The 20,136-nt window shown below is 37.2% G+C and carries 20 protein-coding genes; 4 read left to right on the forward strand and 16 right to left on the reverse strand.

From position 1 onward, the window contains the following. Positions 1–25: 25 nt before the first annotated feature. Positions 26–841: a lipid II flippase Amj family protein gene (locus M948_RS38555; RefSeq protein WP_021291903.1), complete on the reverse strand. Its 816-nt coding sequence runs from the start codon at positions 839–841 to the stop codon at positions 26–28. A 194-nt stretch (positions 842–1,035) separates the two neighbouring features. Next, the gene (locus M948_RS38560) at positions 1,036–1,872 is read right to left on the reverse strand and encodes a metallophosphoesterase (RefSeq protein WP_021291904.1); all 837 of its coding nucleotides are present in this window, start codon (positions 1,870–1,872) and stop codon (positions 1,036–1,038) included. Positions 1,873–1,947: 75 nt separating this feature from the next. On the opposite strand from M948_RS38560, the gene M948_RS38565 reads away from it, so the two are divergent. From M948_RS38565 to M948_RS38575, 3 genes are read left to right on the forward strand one after another with little or no spacing between them, the layout of a single operon-like run. Continuing rightward, positions 1,948–2,589, forward strand: a complete 642-nt coding sequence (locus M948_RS38565; protein ID WP_306465033.1) for a TetR/AcrR family transcriptional regulator — start codon at positions 1,948–1,950, stop codon at positions 2,587–2,589. A 15-nt stretch (positions 2,590–2,604) separates the two neighbouring features. Continuing rightward, entirely contained in the window at positions 2,605–2,928 is a 324-nt protein-coding gene (locus tag M948_RS38570; protein ID WP_031335669.1) for a DMT family transporter, read from the forward strand. A gap of 22 nt (positions 2,929–2,950) precedes the next feature. Beyond that, positions 2,951–3,298, forward strand: a complete 348-nt coding sequence (locus M948_RS38575; RefSeq protein WP_021291907.1) for a DMT family transporter — start codon at positions 2,951–2,953, stop codon at positions 3,296–3,298. A gap of 110 nt (positions 3,299–3,408) precedes the next feature. Here the strand turns inward: M948_RS38575 and M948_RS38580 are convergent, their stop codons facing one another. The 5 genes from M948_RS38580 to M948_RS38600 form a co-directional block, all read right to left on the reverse strand. Beyond that, positions 3,409–3,795, reverse strand: coding sequence for an ectoine synthase (locus M948_RS38580; RefSeq protein WP_021291908.1), 387 nt, complete (start codon positions 3,793–3,795; stop codon positions 3,409–3,411). Positions 3,796–3,831: 36 nt separating this feature from the next. After that, complete coding sequence (gene ectB, locus M948_RS38585; protein WP_101953569.1) at positions 3,832–5,076, reverse strand: diaminobutyrate--2-oxoglutarate transaminase; 1,245 nt, start codon at positions 5,074–5,076, stop codon at positions 3,832–3,834. Positions 5,077–5,118: 42 nt separating this feature from the next. Beyond that, positions 5,119–5,640 carry a diaminobutyrate acetyltransferase gene (ectA, locus tag M948_RS38590; RefSeq protein ID WP_021291910.1) on the reverse strand — a complete coding sequence of 174 codons (522 nt, stop codon included), beginning with the start codon at positions 5,638–5,640 and terminating at the stop codon, positions 5,119–5,121. A 408-nt stretch (positions 5,641–6,048) separates the two neighbouring features. Continuing rightward, positions 6,049–7,317, reverse strand: a complete 1,269-nt coding sequence (locus tag M948_RS38595) for a metal-dependent hydrolase family protein (protein WP_021291911.1) — start codon at positions 7,315–7,317, stop codon at positions 6,049–6,051. A gap of 12 nt (positions 7,318–7,329) precedes the next feature. Then, positions 7,330–8,490: a hypothetical protein gene (locus tag M948_RS38600; protein WP_021291912.1), complete on the reverse strand. Its 1,161-nt coding sequence runs from the start codon at positions 8,488–8,490 to the stop codon at positions 7,330–7,332. A 322-nt stretch (positions 8,491–8,812) separates the two neighbouring features. On the opposite strand from M948_RS38600, the gene M948_RS38605 reads away from it, so the two are divergent. Continuing rightward, positions 8,813–9,232, forward strand: a complete 420-nt coding sequence (locus tag M948_RS38605; protein ID WP_021291913.1) for an Hsp20/alpha crystallin family protein — start codon at positions 8,813–8,815, stop codon at positions 9,230–9,232. Between the two features lie 207 nt (positions 9,233–9,439). Here the strand turns inward: M948_RS38605 and M948_RS38610 are convergent, their stop codons facing one another. The 9 genes from M948_RS38610 to M948_RS38650 all read right to left on the reverse strand — a co-directional run bounded on the left by M948_RS38610 (position 9,440) and on the right by M948_RS38650 (position 19,958). Continuing rightward, positions 9,440–10,873, reverse strand: coding sequence for an MFS transporter (locus M948_RS38610; protein ID WP_021291914.1), 1,434 nt, complete (start codon positions 10,871–10,873; stop codon positions 9,440–9,442). Between the two features lie 233 nt (positions 10,874–11,106). Further along, on the reverse strand, positions 11,107–12,591 hold the full coding sequence (locus M948_RS38615) for an aldehyde dehydrogenase family protein (RefSeq protein ID WP_031335674.1): 1,485 nt from the start codon (positions 12,589–12,591) through the stop codon (positions 11,107–11,109). A gap of 228 nt (positions 12,592–12,819) precedes the next feature. Beyond that, on the reverse strand, positions 12,820–13,950 hold the full coding sequence (locus M948_RS38620) for an acyl-CoA dehydrogenase family protein (protein WP_021291916.1): 1,131 nt from the start codon (positions 13,948–13,950) through the stop codon (positions 12,820–12,822). Between the two features lie 20 nt (positions 13,951–13,970). Then, positions 13,971–15,167, reverse strand: coding sequence for an acyl-CoA dehydrogenase family protein (locus M948_RS38625; RefSeq protein WP_021291917.1), 1,197 nt, complete (start codon positions 15,165–15,167; stop codon positions 13,971–13,973). A 49-nt stretch (positions 15,168–15,216) separates the two neighbouring features. Further along, complete coding sequence (locus tag M948_RS38630) at positions 15,217–15,636, reverse strand: Zn-ribbon domain-containing OB-fold protein (protein ID WP_021291918.1); 420 nt, start codon at positions 15,634–15,636, stop codon at positions 15,217–15,219. A 65-nt stretch (positions 15,637–15,701) separates the two neighbouring features. Beyond that, positions 15,702–16,862, reverse strand: coding sequence for a thiolase C-terminal domain-containing protein (locus M948_RS38635; protein WP_021291919.1), 1,161 nt, complete (start codon positions 16,860–16,862; stop codon positions 15,702–15,704). 30 nt (positions 16,863–16,892) lie between these two features. After that, positions 16,893–17,321 carry a MaoC/PaaZ C-terminal domain-containing protein gene (locus tag M948_RS38640; protein WP_021291920.1) on the reverse strand — a complete coding sequence of 143 codons (429 nt, stop codon included), beginning with the start codon at positions 17,319–17,321 and terminating at the stop codon, positions 16,893–16,895. Positions 17,322–17,341: 20 nt separating this feature from the next. Then, on the reverse strand, positions 17,342–17,785 hold the full coding sequence (locus tag M948_RS38645) for a MaoC family dehydratase N-terminal domain-containing protein (protein ID WP_021291921.1): 444 nt from the start codon (positions 17,783–17,785) through the stop codon (positions 17,342–17,344). 7 nt (positions 17,786–17,792) lie between these two features. Beyond that, a complete protein-coding gene (locus tag M948_RS38650) occupies positions 17,793–19,958 on the reverse strand; it encodes an acetate--CoA ligase family protein (RefSeq protein ID WP_021291922.1) in 2,166 nt (721 codons plus the stop codon). Between the last annotated feature and the right edge of the window lie 178 nt (positions 19,959–20,136).

The raw sequence follows: 20,136 nt of genomic DNA on the forward strand, positions 1-20,136 counted from the left end.
AAATGGCTTTTTCTTAATGCTTGATTTACACAATAAACTGCGTAAACCAAGCAACGTATTTTGCTCCTGGTATAAATAGGAATTGCGCAAATAAGGTTCCCAATAGTCTAGAAGTAATCATCATTAATGATACTCCTTTTAATGTATGGTAACTGCCTTTTTGATTAACTACATCATCTGCTAAAACAGATATTTTCGGATCGACAAATATAACAAGCAGAATGGTTGCCACGCCATTGATAAGTCCAGATGCCATCACTGCGGTAGTAGCTCGTTCTGGAATAATCAAGGATGCATACAACGCTGACAAAACTCCGATTGTATAAATGGCCGTGATGAGCATATTTATAAAAAATAATTTTATGGGAATGTTCTTCAGATGAACATTTTTCATATCAGAAATTCTAGGAAAACGCATATGCCTTATCCCGCGAAAGAAAAATTCAACCGATATGCCTTTTCGAATTAATGCTGGTATTGACCCTTTTTCGTTTGATAAATGTATGATAGCCCGAGAAAACAAGGCTATAAACGTAGGAAATAGAAGAATACCTGCGACTGTTCCAGCGGTTGATGCACCAATCAGCATCCGATATTGGTATTCAACAAATTGCAATGTATGTTGATGTGGCGCCGTATCTATTAAGCTACCTGTAAACGGCTGCTGCATCATATTTGCTAGTCTAGAAACGATCACCATCACATTAAACAATGCTAATGCCGAGGCAATCATCCGCACCCTCGATCCGGAAAGTCTTACAGCATATGCTAATGTTTCAATACTATGTATAATAAATATAAACAAGTAGATAAGCATTAGATTTCCAGTAATAAATCCCATTTCAACTCCTCCCCCAAATTACAACATGAATTGAATTTATCGCAAAACATCGCATGAATTCTATGTGTAATTGTATAACTAATCTATCAATATTTCTATTTAAATTTTTGCTGAAAGATCATTGCTACGGTGGAAGTGTCAAGTAATGAAAGGGTAAAATGCCATCAGCTTACATGTTGCTGATGGCATTTTATTTAGATGACTTCTTTTATTTGATTATCTACACACATATGATGTATCGTAATCTCTGGTCGACTGCCGACACGGAGATTGACACCAGTCTGGCCTAACCCCTCACTTATATAAAATGGGCGCCCATGTAGTTTGTGAAGCCCTTTAACCATATTCATTTTTACTAATTCACCCATTTTACGAAGATGATACGGTTTCGGCCAATGAATTTGTCCGCCATGGAAATGTCCAGAAAGCAAATAATCGAAAGGGTAGGCATCCATTTTCAGTACCACATTTGGATCATGCGTTAATACTAAATTGCAACCTTCCTTCACACCTTCATAAGCCTTCTTAATATTACTATGATTCGTACTAAAATTATCAATGCCAATAATATTGATTGTTTGTCCTTCTATATCAATTCGTTCATTCTCATTTTGAAGTGTTTTTATGCCATATTGATTTAATAACTTCTTTAATTGGACAAAATTGTGTTCATCTAATACATAATCATGATTACCAAAAACAGCATATACACCATATTTAGGATTTAGCTCACTTAGCGTTTTTAAATACGGAATAAGCTTGGGTATACTGCGCTTACGATCTAGAAAATCGCCAGTTAATGCAATGATATCAATAGCGTGCGAGGTGAGTTGCTGTTGCAAATGTTCTGGGGTTATAGAAATATTTTCAATATGCATATCAGAAATTTGTAATATGCTTAGAGGATTTGTTTTCTTCGTCTGTCTATCTTCCGTTACTTGAATCTGATTGACAACCACTGATTGTGTATTACGATAGCCTTTATAACAGAAATAGCTTAGTAATGTGATGATTCCTAAACTTATATACATTTACTTATCCCTCCTAGTTCTATTATAAAGGCTAGATGACGAATAGTAACTTGTAATATATGGATGAAGTCATACATGTTTAAATCACTATTGACAAAAAACCGTCTGGACGGTATAATTAAATCAAGCCGTCTGGTTGGTCTTTTTAAAGATATCACTGTTAATGGAGAGGTGCTAATGGAATCAAAAGCAGATAAAAAACGAGAGCATATTTTACAATCTGGAACAGACTTTATTCTTGAGAACGACTTTAATTCTCTGACACTAGATGCAGTGGCCAATCATGCCGGGATTAGTAAAGGTGGATTACTGTATCATTTTCCAAATAAAGACGCTTTATTAAAGGGTCTTTCCGATTATATCTTTAAGCAATTTACAATATTATTTAATCAGTATGCAGCTGAGGACCCAATTGAAAAGGGAAAATGGACTCGTGCATTGATCAAAGTTTCCAAATGGGATTTAGATAATAATGCAAAGCTAAATGTTGGGATTATGGCCACTTCCATGCTTAACCCTGATATTTCTGAAGGTGTATCTAAAGGTTATCAATATATGCAAAATCAGGTGGAACAAGATAAGATAGATCCAGTAGATGCAAGTATTATACGCCTTGCTATCGATGGACTTTATTATTCGGAACTTTTAGATATGGCGCCTTTAAATATAAATTTACGTGAACAGGTCATTGAAAAGTTATTTCGTATGACTGAATAGGAGGCGATCCCTTTGATTAATCCATTTGTTATCTTAATTATTGCTGTGCTAGGTGAAGTTTTTGGTAGTTCGATGTTGAAGCAATCCAATGGCTTCAGAAAGCTATTCCCTTCTTTAGGCGTTATCTTTGGGATGGGGATAGCTTTTTATGGTCTATCGCTTACGCTAACTGCCCTTCCATTAAGTACAACATATGCTCTATGGTCTGGAACTGGGACTGCATTGACTGCGATTATCGGCATTTTGATTTACAAAGAAACATTTAATCTTAAAAAATTCATTGGATTGGTTTGCATTATTGCAGGAGTTGTTTCATTAAAACTATCCAGTGGAGCCTAATGGATGATTGGAGGATTTTCCTATGAAAGGATATCTATTATTAGCAATTTCGATTATTAGTGAAGTATTTGGTACAACGATGCTTAAATTGTCTGACGGTTTCTCTAATCCTCTACCAACGATCGGGGTTGTAGTTGGATTTGCTATGGCATTTTACTTTCTTTCCCTATGTTTAAGAACCGTTCCATTGAGTTTAGCCTATGCTGTATGGGCAGGTACTGGTACCGCAATCACTGCCCTTATTGGAATACTCTTTTGGGGTGAACCATTCAGCTCCTTAACAGCAATTGGGTTACTCCTTATTATCGGTGGAGTTATTCTCCTTAATACCTCTAATAAAAGAGAAAAAGTGATTCATCCATCAAGCTAATGTATGATGAATTTTTACTATTGCGCATAATAAGCATATGATTTTTGCCCCTATCCAATCAATCATTTAAAAAGGAACGGCCATATTAAAATGGCCGTTCCTTTTTACTTCTATTCTGTTAATAAAGGATAATATCCTTCTTTTGTATGTGTTTCACTACCAACCAATGGTGGGTTGAATACACATACCATACGCATCTGCGTACGAGCGCGAAGCTCATGTTTATCATGTTCATCTAGAAGGTACATCGTTCCTGGTTTTAGTTGATAAACATCTCCAGTTTCTAATTTTTCAATTTCGCCTTCTCCTTCGATACAATAGACGAGTTCAATATGGTTTTTGTACCAAAAGAAATTATTCGTGCCAGCTTTTATAACGGTATCATTCATACTAAAACCTACTCCGTCTTTTTTGTAGATAAAACGACGGCTTGACCAATTTTCGCCAGATGTTTCGTCTTCTGTTCCAATAATATCTTCAAGTGATTTTACAATCATGCATATTCTCCTCTTTTCTGTCTGTTTATATTGTGCTTATTTTATTGCTTGTTTAATTGCATCTTCAAGGATATCAAAACCGTTATTTATCCCTTCTTCATCAATGACTAATGGTGGAAGGAATTTAACAACTTCATCATTTGGCCCAGAAGTTTCAACAATTAGTCCGCGGCTAAAAGCTTCTGCACATATTTGATTGGAAAGATCATCTTCTTGAATAGCAATTCCTTGCATTAATCCTCTTCCCCTTGCTTCGCCTGCTAAGGATGGGAATTTAGTAATAATTGATTCAATTCGTTCTTGAATAAGACTGGCTTTTTGTTGAATAGCTTCACTAAATGTACTATCTTCCCAATTAGATAGAGCCTCGGTAGCTGCAATAAAGGCTAAATTGTTACCGCGAAATGTACCGTTATGTTCACCTGGTCCCCATTGATCATATTCAGGTTTAATTAAAGTAATCGCCATCGGTAATCCAATACCGCCTATGGATTTAGAGAGACAGACAATATCAGGCTTAATACCAGCTGGTTCAAAGCTAAAGAAAGTACCTGTTCGTCCACATCCCGCCTGGACATCGTCTATAATTAACAGAATATCCCAGCGTTTACAAATTGCTTCTACTTTTTTCAACCATTCCATACTTGCAGCATTTATACCGCCTTCTCCTTGAACCGTTTCAAGGATAATAGCAGCTGGCAATGCCACACCACTTCCACTATCCTCTAGAAAGCGCTCTAAATATGCAATGGAATCTTGATCCTCAACATAATCATCAAATGGCATAGAAACACTATGATGAAGTGGAATGCCTGCGCCATGACGTTTAAATGAGTTACCAGTAACAGATAAAGATCCAATTGTCATACCATGAAACGCATTCGTAAAGCTGATCACCGTATCACGACCAGTCACTTTTCTAGCAATCTTCAATGCACTTTCTACCGTATTTGTCCCTGTAGGTCCCGGAAACATAACTTTGTAGTCTAAGTGACGAGGGTTTAGAATCACTTCATTAAAGCGTTCTAAGAAGTCTTTCCGAGGGTTTGTACCCATATCTAGACTATGAATGATTCCGTCATTCTGGATATATTCAATTAACTTCTGCTGCATAACATCATTGTTATGGCCATAATTCAAAGCACCGGCACCAGCAAAAAAGTCAATGTACTCGTTTCCATCTACGTCCCATAGCTTATATCCTTTGGCCTTTTCAAATATAGTCGGCCAACCTCTACTATAGCTTCGAACGGTTGATTCTAATTCTTCAAATGTTTTCATTAGATCATTATTTAATACTGCTGTAGTCACCAAATCATCCTTTTATTCATTATTTCCCTTTTGAAAAGGGCCGATTTTATACAATTGTTCATCTTCATGTCCTGTTCTTGGAAAGTCAATCGATAGATAATAATTTCCAACCACACATTCCGTGTCAAGCTTTTCTGCAAGACCTAAAAATAAGTACTGAGATGGTAAATTAGATGGTGATACAGTTGCCTCTACATATCGTATATTTGTTAATTGTTCACGCTCTAGTAGCTGCATCAACATCCTCGTTCCTAACCCCTTACCTCGCTGAGTTTCTCGAACAGCAACCTGCCAGATGAATAATGTATCCGGTTTATTCGGATGTACAAACCCGGAAATGAATCCGACCGTTTCCCCTTCACTTTCCACAACAATGGATGATTCAGAAAACATATCACACCAAAGAATATAACTATAAGAAGAGTTAAGGTCTAGGTTACCAATTTCATTGATTAGTTCCCACACAGCTGCCCCATCATCTTTTGTAGGCATACGAAACTTAAGATCTTGTTCAATTACACTTGTTTTTGTCATCGTACTTACAGTGTTTTGGATGCTTTCACCTCCCAAAGTTTGGTAAATAATCTACTTTATTAGCTTATAAAGAATCAGAGCTAGCGTCAAAACGCGTTAATCCTTATATAGCTTGATTAAACGTAGTCAGCTTTACTGACAGTTAAATAAAACCCAATCTTTTAAGAATAGCTACCAAAAATTCTAAAAAATACGATGGTTAGCTATATTCAATTAGTAGCAATTCCAAAAAAACTTTAAATTCGCTAAAAACCTCTTAAAATACCGTAATATACGGATTTATACGGTATATAATTAAGAATCCTTCCAGATGAGCATACATTTCAAGGTTATTAACCTAAGTTAATAGAATGTATATAAATGAAAAGGAGTAACCATTTTTTAACAAGAAATGGTTACTCCTTTCTATTATGAAATTGTAGGAAGAGGTTCTTTTGTTAATGTATTTTTCTCTACCTTCCCATTCTTTATAACTACTTGTACCGTATCATTATTTGTTAATGAGTGAATATCCTCTAAAGGATTTCCTTGTACAACAATAATATCTGCAAGCTTTCCTTCTTCCAATGTGCCAAGTTTATCCTGCCAACCTAAACAAGCTGCCGCTGTTTTAGTTGAAGCTACGATGGTATCCATCGGACGCATTCCAATATTTTTCATTAACCCAAGCTCACGTAGATTGGTACCATGTTTCATTACTCCAGCGTCTGTCCCCATTGCAATCTTCACTCCTGCTTGATGAGCTTTAGCAATACTCGCATTATGCTGTTCAATTACTTCTCTTGATTGTTGTACGGAGGCCTCTGGCATACCTGCTTCTTCAGCTGTTTCCAATACTGCTAGTGGTGCAAGCAATGTCGGAACAAGATACGTATCATTTTTAATCATTAATTCAATTGCTTCATCATCAAGGAAAATGCCATGTTCAATTGAATGGACTCCTGCTCTAATCGCATTCTTTATTCCTTCAGCTCCCTGCGCATGAGCCATTACTTTGACACCTTTACGGAAGCGTGCTTCTTCTACAATCACTTTTAATTCTTCTAAGGAAAATTGGGTGAATTCAGGGTGATCTGTGGCACTTAAAACTCCGCCAGTGGCATGAACCTTAATTACCTCTGCACCAGCTCGTAACATTTCCCGTGTCTTTTTACGAACTTCTTCCACACCGTCACATTTTCCACCAGGCATGCCAGGGTAACCAGAAGGCAGTAAATCAAATTCATTACCAGATACCGTATAACCATCTCCGTGTCCACCTGTAATCGTTAATGCGTTGATACTTAATTGCAACCTTGGACCTTCAATCAGCCCATCTTCGACCGCTTTTTTTACACCGAGGTCAGTACCTAATGCATCTCTTACAGAAGTAATACCAGCATGCAATGTAGTTTTTAAATAGTTGGCTGCTTGGTAATACATAAAAGAAAAAGGAGTTGCTAATCGGTCAGCAATCGGCGAATATTCCATCATCATATGCACGTGTGTATCAATAAAACCAGGTAATATACTGCCACCTTGAGCATCTACTACTGCCTCATCTCCAGATTTCGCATAGCCTTCTCTTTTACCTACATAGATAATTTGCTGACCTTCAATAACAACGATTGAATCTTTTAATGGTTCTTTTCCAGTACCATCAATTACAAGACCATTTTCAATAATTATTTTACTCATTTAACTTCCCCCTTATAGTGTTTGAACCAAAAACCCTGCAATAACTACAGATGCAACTGTAACAGTTGTAAAGCCGCCAATGAGCATAGGAGCTAGTAATTCATTAAATATAATTTTCTCTTCTTCTTCATTTCGTGCAGCACTTCGACTAACTTCTTCACATAGAAGATAGTCACCTGGAAAGCCGAACAATGCAGTCAATGCAACTGGCATTCCTTTTAATGGATCCCATTTGACCATCTTAGAAACAATAAATCCGCCCAACGCAATACCGAATGTTCCCAAAATTAGCATTAAAAGAATACTTGGTAAATTGGTAAGCACTTCTTGTGGTGTTACATCTGCCATTGTACCAATTACTACAAAAATAATCGCAATCATCGTAATTGTAAATGAATTTGCTCTTTCTAATGTCTTTGTTTCGAAAATACCAATTTTTAGTCCTGCTATACCAATCGCTAAACACCATAGTGTAGCATGAATAGGAGTTACTTCTCCTAAAGCAGTACCAATAGCTGCACCTACGAATATATAAAATAACTTAAGTACCGCGCTTTCTCTTAAAGGGCTAACTTTTGCTTTCTCTTTGGTTGCTGCAACCTCATTTGCCATTGGAACAAAAGTTCCATTATCCAATTGGCTCTGTATTTTCACTGCATATTTGCGCATGAAATTTAGTGCAAGAGGCATCCCCAACAATCCTTGAAAAGCTACGATTAAAGCCGGAATAACAACTAAACTTGATCTCCCAATAGATGCAAGTTCTTCAGAAGTAATGAGCAGCGCAATAATTCCACCGCTTAATGGACCCACCCCAGCAACCGCCGTGCCATAATCAAATACGAGCGAAACAATAACAAGAATAATAATTCCTGATACAATAACTCCACCAAGTGCAATCAATATCGCTTTTACTTGGCTTTTTAACAAAGATAGCGGAATCATCGTCCCCATATGCAAAATAGCTGGTCCTATTAGAATTGCCCCAAGTGCTGCAAATTGTGATTTATCCAATATATCGCTTGGAAAAATGCCTGTCCATACACAAATTAAAAAACCTACCATTGCTGTTAGCAGCATCGGAATTCTTGCTCTTGAAATAATGGAGAGCCATTCTCCTAGGGCAATTAATGCAAAGATAAATGCAGTAGCAATAAGTGGATTACTTAACAAGAGAACCCCTCCTTGAAAATAATATTATTTAATATATCACTGCGATATTTTTTTGTCTATACTGTTTTTTTAGACAATTTATTACAATTTTAATATTAAAAGTAAATTTATTTTTTTAATTTATCTGCACAAATTCTTACATACCACCTTCGTAAGCGGTTACTTAAAAATAGGACAAAAACAACAAAAAAGTTTAAAAAATGACAATAGATGACCAAAAATTTTTTATCTCCTTTCTAAAGTATAGCAAGGAGCCCACTACTCAATAGCAATAATTGCATAGGTTATTAGTGTAGATAGGAGCAAAAAGAGGTGATCGTTCGTGGATAATAAAGATAATCGGTCAGTACGTCCGGAGCGTCATCCATTTCATGGTTTGATGGAGCAAATGGATGCGTTTTTTAACGAGTCAGCAAAGAATTTTAATACGCTAGTCAGACGCCCCATTAACGTTCGCACCTATGAAACACAATCAAATCTAATTGTTGAAGCAGAATTACCTGGATATAAACGTGACCAAATTCAATTAGAGATTATAGGAAACCAATTACGTATTGCAGTTGAAGATTTTTCATCCAATGAGCAGGAAAAAAACTACCGTGGACAACGTGCAGAACGAACAATTACGATTCCATTCACAATATCGGAAAAAGAAACAAAGGCTGACTTAAACAATGGAATATTACGCATAACTATTCCTAAAAAGAATTCAAGTAGACGATTCATTGATATTAATGATTAAGTCATAAGAAACACCATTTTATCGTTAAAATGGTGTTTTTTATTGATATAATGAACAGTAATTACATAATTTCAGATCCTCTTGTACCCATTTCGCAAAAATGAATAAATAAATTTTCACATTATCTAGGTGGATTGATTATGTTATTCGCTGTAATTACAAACAAGGGTGCTCAATCTATGATACAAAATGTAAAACTATTGGTTATTACCGAGCTTTTTCTGTTCCTTTTATTTCCTCTACTCTAGATGAAGTAGTATGATCCTTATGAATCCCTTCGATTCTTTTAGGAATTAGTAATAGCAAGATTAGCGATACGGCCACTAAGGCTATATAAATCCATGTTGTATTGGATATCGCGCTTACACCATCTCCTTTAGCTGCAAACATAGTAAAAACAACTAATGCAAAAGAAGCGCCTAGTCGTTGTGCGACGTTTTCTATAACGGTATTTGTAAATGTTACGACATTAATACGTGCAGTATCAGCCTTTGAAACAACAATCGATTTTAAGACAGGTGCTAAAGAACCAGAACCAACACCTATTAGAATCATCGAAATAAACAAATGTAAATTTGACGTTAATATGTTCACCGCAATGAGCATTATTAATCCTAGTGCAAATAATGTAATCCCTCCGCCGAGCATCTTCCGAACTGTAAATCTACCCATTATTTTCCCACTGATTATTGCTGCTCCTGCCGAACCAAGAAATATTGCCATTTGTAAGAACCCAACCGTAGTAGCAGACTTACCTTGAATGTCTTGAACAAAAAACGTTAATAAATACATAACCCCAGAATAGCCTACAAAAATTAGACCAGCGATTAATGTAGGCACCCAAAAATTTTTATTTGCAGCATATTTAATATCTAAGAGGGGATATCTTTGCTTTCTTTCAATGATTATTAAACTAAACAAGCCAATTGCAAAAATTGCTAATGACGGCAGCCAGGATCCTGAAGAAAATCCGTACCGATTAATAAATGTTGGAATGGTCAATATCCCAACTAAGACAATCAATACAAATAATAAACCCATTACATCTAATTTCCTCGTACCTGGAGTTTCTACATTAGGTACCCCAAGCCAAAATAAGAAGAATGCTATCATTCCAAATAGCGCAGTTACCCAAAAGGTTGAATCCCAACCAAAAAGGTCAACAAACGATCCACTTAAAAGCGGACCAAACAATGCACCAATGGTCATAATAGAAGTAAATAAGCCAATAGATCTCCCTCTTTGCTTTCCTGTAAAAAGCGTTCCTGCATATGCTACACCAGCAGGAGCAATGGCCGCTCCAGCTAATCCTTTAAAAAACAGTCCAACAACCAGTAACCAAAATGCAGGGGATAACGCTACCAAGACAGAACCAACGACCATAAATAAGGCGCCCATTAGAATAACTCCTTTAATACCAAAAGCGTCTCCACACCAGCCGAGAAGTGGCTGAAATCCCGTAAGACCGAGAGCAAGGCCTAGCTGCATCCATACGGCTGATCCAGCAGTCAATTGAAATTCCTCTAACATATGTGGGTATGCTGGGAGATGCGTTGCTAAACTGAGCATAATAAAAAATGCTCCAATACAGATAACATATAGACCTCTTAACGACTCCGTTTCAGACTCTTTCCTATTCAATAAAAACCCTCCCCATTTTCCATTAAATCTCTTAACATTTTTAACGTGTAAAAGGAGCTGTTGTCCTAAGACAGCTCCCTACCTACACAACTGGAATATGCTACTTTCCACGGGTAACGGTTCAGCCCTACTCGTGAGTGAAAACCACTCATTGCGTTGACTTTACCCTGACCGAGCACATAGAAGTCTCACATTTTGTTGAATAGAAGCTAATCTTATGAGACTGTCCCTATTCATTTATCTTCAATTTCTATGACACATGATTTTTCCCTTGTGTACTCTAAAATAGTGTCTGTACCATAGCCACTTTCTTTAAAACCACCAAACGGCAAATCTGCCCCCACTCTACTATAAGTGTTAACCCACACGTTACCTGACTCAATGTTTTTAATCATCCGATGGGCTCGGCCTAAATTGCTAGTCCAAACACCTGCAGCTAAGCCAAAGTTCGTATCATTTGCAATCTTTACTGCCTCTTCTTCTGTATCAAAAGGTATAGCTACCGCAATTGGACCAAATATCTCTTCCTGGCAAATTCGGTAAGAATTACTATCGACTTTGAACAAAGTTGGTTCTACCCAATAACCATTAACAAATTCAGGTTTGTCAGGCAGCAACGTATGACCACCAGTCCGACCCCCAAAAACAATTTCTCCTTCTTGTTGACCTAACTCAATATATGAACACACTTTGTGATATTGAGGTAAATTAGCAATCGGTCCCATCGTATTTACAGTATTCAATGTATCTCCATATTTTACTGCTCCTGGAGTCTGCATTTTCTCTTTAATTTGTGCTATTAATTCATCATAAATCGTTCGTTGAATTAAAATTCGTGACCCAGCTGCGCAAATTTGTCCAGCATTCGGAGTATAAATTGCATGAATTACACCGTTAATCGCTTGCTCAAAATTCGCATCTTCAAAAATGATATTGGGTGACTTTCCGCCCAATTCAAAGATTAGTGGCTTTAGTGTAGAAACGGATGCTTTTGTAATAGCTTGTGCTGTCCCTTTTGAACCTGTGAGACTTACTTTCTTCACTTGCTTATGACTAACAAGAGACTCCCCTATTTCAGATCCTAAACCTGATATAACATTAATAACTCCCAGTGGAAGTACTTCAGCAAGAATTTCACCATACCTTAGAGAAGCAACAGCTGCATGTTCAGAAGGCTTGATAATCACTGTATTTCCTGCAGCAAGTGCATATGCAGCTTTAATCGTAAATGTAAAAAGAGGTGCATTCCAAGGAAGAATCCCTAATACGACTCCGAACGGTTCCCGTAACGTATAACCAAAACTACTGGTTCCTAACTGTACAGTTTCTCCTTTACCGCCAATTAAAGAAGCAGATCCAGCTGCGTCATACCAAATTTGTTTTAAAACGATAGTTAAGTATTGGAATTCATCTAGCACCCAACCGTTATTCTTAGTTTCCAATGTTAGTAGTTCTTCACCATATTGAGGAATTAAATCGCCAATACTCCTTAAATAATCTCCTCTTTCTCTAGATGAAAGACTTGACCAATTTGTGAAAGCATCATTAGCTGCACTAACAGCTTGCTCAACATCATCTTTCGTACTTAATGGAATCTCTGCCCATACATTTCCTGTAGAAGGATCGATACTATCCATTGTTGCTCTAGTTGAAGAAGATACCTGCTCTCCATTAATAATATTATGATACTGTTTAATTTCATTTTGAACTTCTACCATTCGTACCACCTGTCCTTTCATTTATCCCGGATATAACTGGCAGTAAGACCCCCTCTTCAACCCTACGATGTGAGGCCCAGAAGGATAAGCGGGGGATCCAACTGAAAGTCAAAAGTCCGATTCTGTTCAGAGGCCTTTAGGTCATAACCTCGCGGCACTAACAATCAGTGGGTGAAAAGAAACCCCTCCACTGATTGAAGGTTCACGTAATTTAATCCCCTTCTTTAATTACCATGCCAAAGCTAATGCAACCTGCTCATTATAATCTTGGGATGAACCTAAATAATTTTCAAAATAGCGAGCTCGTTTTAGATATAAATGACAATCTATCTCTTCTGTAAAACCAATTCCTCCATGAATCTGTATATTTTGTGAAGCTGAACGAATGTAAGCTTCTGCTGCAAATGACCTTGCACTGTAGATTGCAGCTGCTCGATCATCAGAACTGTTTTCCAGTGTCCAGTTGGCATAATAACTTAATGAACGAGCTGTTTCTAATTCCAATTTCATGTCTACGATTCTGTGTTTAATTGCTTGGAAACGACCTATTGGCTGACCAAACTGTTCTCGAATTTTCGCGTACTCCGTTGACATTTCTACTACCCGATCCATTCCTCCTACCATTTGAGAGCTAAGTGCAGCATTTAAGTAGAGCAACCCTTCTTGTAATAAAGACCATCCTTGGTTTATAGGCCCAACCACCTGGTTTATAGGTACCGCCAAACTATTGAATTTAAGTTCTGCTAAGTGCTTGCTTTCGTCTACACACTTCAGATTGTTTCGTTTAATTTCTTCTGAATGATCAACTAGGACTAACGATAATCCTTCTTCTACTTCCTCACCTGTACGTACTAAAAGAATATAGATATCAGCAATATCTCCACCAGATACTAATGTCTTCACCCCATTAATAATAAGTGAATCCCCGTTAATTTCAGCTGAACATTCTACCTCGTCTGGGTTAAAACTCTTGTTTGGTTCGAGCCATGCAAGTGTAATTTTTTTTGACCCAGATGCTATTTGCGGCAAATAGTTTTCTTTTTGTTCCGTCGTTCCATATAATTCTAATAAAGGTACAGCAAAAGCCATTGTTTCCAAATAAACCCCCGGTAATAGAGAGCGACCAATTTCTTCAAAAAAAGGAACTAAATCAAGAGAACTAAGTCCAAGTCCTCCATATTCTTCTGATATATTAATAGAAGTGCACCCAAGATCCGTTAATCCTGAATGAATGTCAAGAAATCCTTGTAGATCACCTTTGATAAAATTACGAGCAACTTTGGTCTGACCAACATCATTTAGATATTTTCTTAAGTACTCACGAAACATTTCTTGTTCTTCATTCAAAGCAAAATCCATTCTACTTACCACCCTTTCAATTAACGACCTCTATCTTTTGGTAAACCTAAGACTCTTTCTCCTATCGTATTTCGTTGGACTTCGCTCGTCCCACCACCAATTGTCTGTCCAAACGAAGCTAAAAATTCATCTTGCCAAACCGTATCGACAGGCGCATTTTCCTTCCATAAAACGCCATGATGCCCTTGTATCGTTATCATAAAGCTTGCCATTTCTTTATTTAATTCACTGACAAGCAATTTATCAATGGAACTTTCTGGACCTGGATGACCTTTCTTAAGTGTGTTCGTAAGATTGCGATAGTAATTTAATAGTGATCCTCGATATCGTGCATAGAATTCAGCCATTTTTTGTCTCACGAATCTATCTTCAAGTAATGGCTTCTCATTAACATGATGTTCCTTTGCTATTTCTACCATCTCATTGAAGCGCATTTCTAAACTAAATAACTCTGCTCCAATTCCGACACGTTCATGCAGCATTAGCTCGATCATTACTTTCCAACCTTCATCAACCTCACCAATGATGTCAGCATCATGAGCGATAGCATCGGTTAAATATAATTCATTGAATTCTTGATTACCATCCATTTGTAAAATTGGTTTCGTTTCTACCCCAGATTGTTTCATATCTAATAAGAAGGCAGTAATTCCTTTATGTTTTTTCTCTGGATGATTATTTGTACGTGCTAATAGAAAACAGCGGTCCGCTAAATGCCCATAACTGGTCCAAACTTTTTGACCATTAATGATCCAGCAATCACCGTCTTTCGTAGCATTTGTTTGAATAGCGGAAAGGTCTGAACCAGCATTTGGTTCTGAATACCCTTGACACCATACTTCTTCACCTGTGAGTATGTTTTGTATATATTTCTGCTTCTGTTGCTCACTTCCTGACCGAATTAATGTTGGTCCAACCATATGAATGCCAATATAGTTGATAAGAGGAGGTGCCTTCACACGAACCATTTCCTGGTGATAGATAATTTCTTCCATAATGGTTGCATTCCGTCCGCCATACTCTTTTGGCCAGGCAATACCTGCCCATCCCCCTTCATATAGCGTTCTTTGCCAATCTCTTAGAAATTTTGAATACTCTTCCTTAGTTGTAGGGATTTCTCTTTTTCCTTCCATCCATCCATATGGAAGATTTTCACTAAGCCATGTTTTTAGCTCTTCTCGAAAAGCTTCTTCTTTTTTAGATATTGTAAAATCCATTCATTCACATCCTCATCGATTGTATTGGATTTAGTGGCAACGTATTCTATTAATCGATTGGCTTCCATTGTGGAAGAGCTCTATCCTCTGTGATATCATCCCAAACCATTTTTACAGGCATTCCAATATGCATATCATCTGGTTTACAATCTAGAACATTACACATAATCCTTACACTTGGGACATCCTCCAAGGAAGCTTGAGCGATAACCAGTGGTAGATCATCTTGAAAACCCGGTAAAAAAGGACGATACGACACAATATATGAATAGATGGTTGCTTTCACATGATCACCGAAGTCTATCCAACTAAGTCGACCTCCTCCACACTTTGCACAAGTAGGTCCAGGTGGGTGTGCATACGCTTGGCAGTCATTGCATTTTTGAATTTTTAATTGGTGACGATCTGCTGCATCCCAATAAGGGCTGTTATCTTGATTTTTAAGTGGAATTGGTTTTTGAAATTCCATTCTATCCCTCCTCATTAATAGTTAAGCCTGACTATGAATCTAGTAATCCATTTAATAATATACTGTTATCCCCTAAGTACCATCGCTCCAGCAAGGTCTGGACCACTCCAACCTGTACAAATTCCAATCTCACAATCATTAACTTGACGATCTGTATTTTTATACTGATGCCGCAACTGTCTAACAAGCTCAATCGTATTATTCATTCCATGTGTATATCCTTCTGACAGCATGCCACCAGCAGTGTTCGTCGGTAATTTTCCATCAATTCTTAAATTTCCATCTGCTACAAAATCTCCAACTTCTCCACGTGGCGCGAATCCAAATGCCTCTAATTGACGAAGGACTACCCAACTAAAACAATCATAAATGGCTGCAACATCAATGTCCCCAGGTTTTACACCAGCTGATTGATATACTTCAGGAGCAACAAAGTCAGAAGCTACTTGAGTTAAGTCGGACCAATAATGGGCGTGTGAATGCGTTTGTCTTGCAGATAATCCCATGATATAGATAGGTTTTGAATTACCATCGTTTGCTCTGTCTGCAGATGTTACGATTACTGCATTTGCTTCATCAAGCTCCACACAGGAATCATGAATATTGAATGGATAACTAATATCCGGTGTTTCCAGGTATTTTTCCATGGTCAATGGCTTTCCATTTAAAAATGCCCTTGAATTCTTTTGCGCATGCTCATAAAAGCTCGTACAGACATGACCTAAATGTTCCTTTGTAATTCCTGTTTCATACATATGACGCGTAGCAAACATACCAAACCATTGTGAAGGGCTAGCAGAACCATATGGAATAATGAAACTCCCCTCAGGCAAAGCTGTTTGTAACATATCTGGATCATAGCCACGTCCTACACGTTGTCCTGAACTACCATTCATCGAACGAAAAATTAATACTGTGTTTAGTAAGCCTGCCTCAATTAAAGCTACAGCGTCACTAATTAACATTTCCGTGCTGCTTCCACCACCATGAATATCTTTTACATATTTTGGCCGAGCACCTAAATGAGTTGCTAATTGATGTGATGTACAAGAATCATTCTCGTTATAACTCATAAATCCATCAATATCCTTTGCTTGCAGACCAGCATCTTGAAGCGCAGCTTTTGAAGCATCTAACGCAAGGTGCAGCGGTGTAGTACCAGAATTTCTCGAACGCTCACTTTCACCTACACCTACAATTGCATATCTGTCAGTTATTCTACTCATCTATAAACCTCCTTATTTTTTCACTTGGTATTATTGAAAGCGTAGTAGTACTGTGCCAGTTCCAACTACTTCCCCTGTAGGCTTCTTGGCTTCTAATGCTAAAGATACAAACTTTTCCCCAGCTTCTTCATATCGTTTTTCTACAGTAGAGGAGCAAGTAATCTCGTCTCCTGGTTTAGTAATTGCTCCAAATCTCATACGGAAATTCCTTGTCTCTGCACGATCACCTGCAAGTTCCGTTACATATTGGCCAAGAAATCCCATAATTAGCATTCCATGGGCAATTACGCCATCCATACCTACCTTTTGTGCAGATGCATCATCCGTATGTAACGGATTAAAATCACCAGATGCACCTGCATATTTCACTAATTGGACCTTTGAAATAGGTGGCTTATTTAAAGACTCAAGCTCTTGTCCTTCAATTAGTGAGTCAAAATTTAATTCTGTTTTTAACATCACCATTTCTCCTCCTGGCATTACGTAGTTAAGCTTCTGTAAATAATATTCATCCTACTGATAGCAACCATCTGTTCTTCATCATCTTTAATTTCCGTATCTATTACTAAAAACTGCATACGTCCACTTTTTCCTTCTCGTTCATACAAATCAGTCACTTTCATTTGACATTGGAGCCGATCACCAGGACGAATCGATTGATAATAGATAAATTCTTGCTCCCCATGTAGCATTCGTTTTGTATCTAGCTGAAGTGGCAGATCTCCTCCATCTGCACCAATCGTAATTGGAAAAGTTAGAGGAGCGATAATTCCCTTGTGGGGTGTATCCTTGGCATATTGTTCATCCTTATACAAAGGATTCGGATCACCTATCGCCTCTGCAAATTGGCGAATATGTCTTTTTTCCACTTCAAAGTTATAAACTTTCCCTTGTAAGCCAATTACACTTTTATCTAATTCCATACTTTTATTAACCACCAATCTTCAATACTTTTTTGGAATCTTGTACCACCAACATTGCATCAGCCGCAACAACTTTGTTTTCATATACAATAAGAGGATTAATATCCAATTCTTTGATAGCATCTCCATAATCAGAAGCAAATGCTGATACCTTTAACAACGTATCTATAATAGGCTCTAAAGCAACTGAATCCCTTCCTCGAAATCCTTTAAGAATTGGAAAGCTTTGTAACTCTTCTATCATTTCGATGGCGTCATTCCTAGTTAAAGGTGCAATTCTAAATGAAGTGTCTTGGAAAACTTCTACAAATACCCCACCTAGTCCTAACATAATAACTGGACCAAATACGGAATCATTCGTGACTCCAACAATTACCTCAATTCCTTCAGGTAACATTTCTTGTACAGATATTCCGTTAATTTGGGCATCAGGGTTATATTCCTTAGCATTTTTTAAAATCTGATTAAATGTTTTCCTTAACTGTTGTTCATTGCTTATATTTAACGCAATTGCATGAGCATCCGTTTTATGAGGAATTTCAGGCGAGTCAACTTTTAAGACAACTGGATAACCAATTGTATTTGCCTGATTGACAGCTTCATCTAATGATAAAGCGATCGCTCTTTTCGTTGTTTGAATTCCGTAAAGATCTAAAATATCAGCTGCTTGAGACTCACTTAGAGTTGCTCCTGGTTGTAACTGCAATTCGTTTTTTCTGCTAATTTTAGGTGATGTTTGTTCATTTGCTCGTTTATTTTTTTCATATTTCTCGCTATATTGAACTAACTTTTTCAGTGCTCTAATAGGGTTTAAATCACCAGGTATTACAGGTATCCCATTTTGTTCAAGATAATCAGCTGACTTTGGAATCGACATACCTTCTAACGGAAACGTAGCAATAAGAATAAATTTATCCGTATTTCTACATATATCCACAAACTCTTTTAAGGATGGATTATCCTCCGTCCAGCCCATTGGAAATTCGGTGAAGATGATTATATCTGTCTCAGGGTCGTTAGCAAGAACCTTAAGTGGTTCAATATATAATTCTGGATTAGATACTGCTGCAGCTGCAGTTAGGTCTATTGGGTTTAAAGCGCTTCCATAAGATGGAATATTTTGTTCGATATCCTTCTTAACTTTTTCATTTAATGGATTTATTTTAAGACCAAATGCTTCGCATCGATCTGCTTCATTAATTCCTCGTCCACCGGAACTAGTAACAATAGCTGTATTTTTACCTGTAGGTAGTTTTTTGGATAAAAAGAGCTTTGTAAAAGCAATTATATCCTCATAATCATCTGCCCGAATAATACCTGTCTGTTTAAATAAACCATCATAAATTTTGTCCGAACCAGCTAATGATCCAGTATGTGAAGCAGCTGCCTTACTACCTGCATTACTTCTCCCTGCCTTCATTATGACGATTGGCTTATTTTTATCTAATGCTTGTTTTGCTAATTGACGTAACTTATGAGGGCTTTTCTCCCCTTCTAAGTATCCACTAATCACACTAGTGTTTGAGTCATGAAGCATGTACTCAATTACATCGGAGAACTCGGTATCAACTTCATTCCCAACGCTTACAAAGTAGTTAAAACTTAGCCTGTTTTGTGCTGCTGCAATATAAGTCAATACACCAAATGCTCCACTTTGTGTAACAAACCCTACTTCTCTCTGTTTATTTTCTGGAACTCCTGTAAGACCAGGCGAAAACGTTGCCATTAATCCATTAGAAGTATTAACAATTCCTACACAATTAGGGCCTATTAGTCGAATTCCTGCCTGTTTTGCGATTTGATTGACTCGCTGCTGTTCTTTTTCACCTGCTTCTCCTATTTCCGAAAACCCCGAAGCATATATAATTGCGGATTTCACATTTTTTCTTGCACATTCTTGTAGGCCATTTATTACTTTGTCTGCACCAACACAAAAGATTGCTAAATCAATCTCAGTTGGTACATCTAATACAGAAGCAAAGCAATCCAAACCTTCTATGCTTTCAGTTTTTGGGTTTATTGGATAGATCTCTCCTTTAAAACCTCCTTCTATTAAGGATTTAATTAGCATATTTCCTAACTTGTTTTTGTTTCCAGAAGCACCCAGTATAGCTAATGATTGTGGATTAAACAGATTTTCAAGCTCTAAATAGGATTCCTCTTGATAAACCAATATCCATCACCTCGATTTATTTATGTTATTCGTCATGATAAATCGAGAGGTAAAAATATTATTATTAAACTAAATATCAAATTTATTTAATTATTAGGTTTTAACTAATTTCAAAAGTTGCCTTCATACAAGAAGCAAAAAGCTCATAAAAAAATTTCTAACCTATTCAAACCCGACA

Origin of the sequence: Virgibacillus sp. CM-4, from assembly GCF_000445495.1 — a bacterium.
Lineage (GTDB): Bacteria > Bacillota > Bacilli > Bacillales > Amphibacillaceae > Virgibacillus > Virgibacillus salexigens.

What these genes read in the sequence shown, in the direction of transcription:
- M948_RS38555 (WP_021291903.1), bottom strand. Translation starts at nt 841, where the DNA reads ATGGGATTTATTACTGGAAATCTAATGCTTATCTACTTGTTTATATTT.
- M948_RS38560 (WP_021291904.1), bottom strand. Translation starts at nt 1,872, where the DNA reads ATGTATATAAGTTTAGGAATCATCACATTACTAAGCTATTTCTGTTAT.
- M948_RS38565 (WP_306465033.1), top strand. Translation starts at nt 1,948, where the DNA reads ATGTTTAAATCACTATTGACAAAAAACCGTCTGGACGGTATAATTAAA.
- M948_RS38575 (WP_021291907.1), top strand. Translation starts at nt 2,951, where the DNA reads ATGAAAGGATATCTATTATTAGCAATTTCGATTATTAGTGAAGTATTT.
- M948_RS38580 (WP_021291908.1), bottom strand. Translation starts at nt 3,795, where the DNA reads ATGATTGTAAAATCACTTGAAGATATTATTGGAACAGAAGACGAAACA.
- ectB (WP_101953569.1), bottom strand. Translation starts at nt 5,076, where the DNA reads ATGAAAACATTTGAAGAATTAGAATCAACCGTTCGAAGCTATAGTAGA.
- ectA (WP_021291910.1), bottom strand. Translation starts at nt 5,640, where the DNA reads ATGACAAAAACAAGTGTAATTGAACAAGATCTTAAGTTTCGTATGCCT.
- M948_RS38595 (WP_021291911.1), bottom strand. Translation starts at nt 7,317, where the DNA reads ATGAGTAAAATAATTATTGAAAATGGTCTTGTAATTGATGGTACTGGA.
- M948_RS38615 (WP_031335674.1), bottom strand. Translation starts at nt 12,591, where the DNA reads ATGGTAGAAGTTCAAAATGAAATTAAACAGTATCATAATATTATTAAT.
- M948_RS38620 (WP_021291916.1), bottom strand. Translation starts at nt 13,950, where the DNA reads ATGGATTTTGCTTTGAATGAAGAACAAGAAATGTTTCGTGAGTACTTA.
- M948_RS38625 (WP_021291917.1), bottom strand. Translation starts at nt 15,167, where the DNA reads ATGGATTTTACAATATCTAAAAAAGAAGAAGCTTTTCGAGAAGAGCTA.
- M948_RS38630 (WP_021291918.1), bottom strand. Translation starts at nt 15,636, where the DNA reads ATGGAATTTCAAAAACCAATTCCACTTAAAAATCAAGATAACAGCCCT.
- M948_RS38635 (WP_021291919.1), bottom strand. Translation starts at nt 16,862, where the DNA reads ATGAGTAGAATAACTGACAGATATGCAATTGTAGGTGTAGGTGAAAGT.
- M948_RS38640 (WP_021291920.1), bottom strand. Translation starts at nt 17,321, where the DNA reads ATGTTAAAAACAGAATTAAATTTTGACTCACTAATTGAAGGACAAGAG.
- M948_RS38645 (WP_021291921.1), bottom strand. Translation starts at nt 17,785, where the DNA reads ATGGAATTAGATAAAAGTGTAATTGGCTTACAAGGGAAAGTTTATAAC.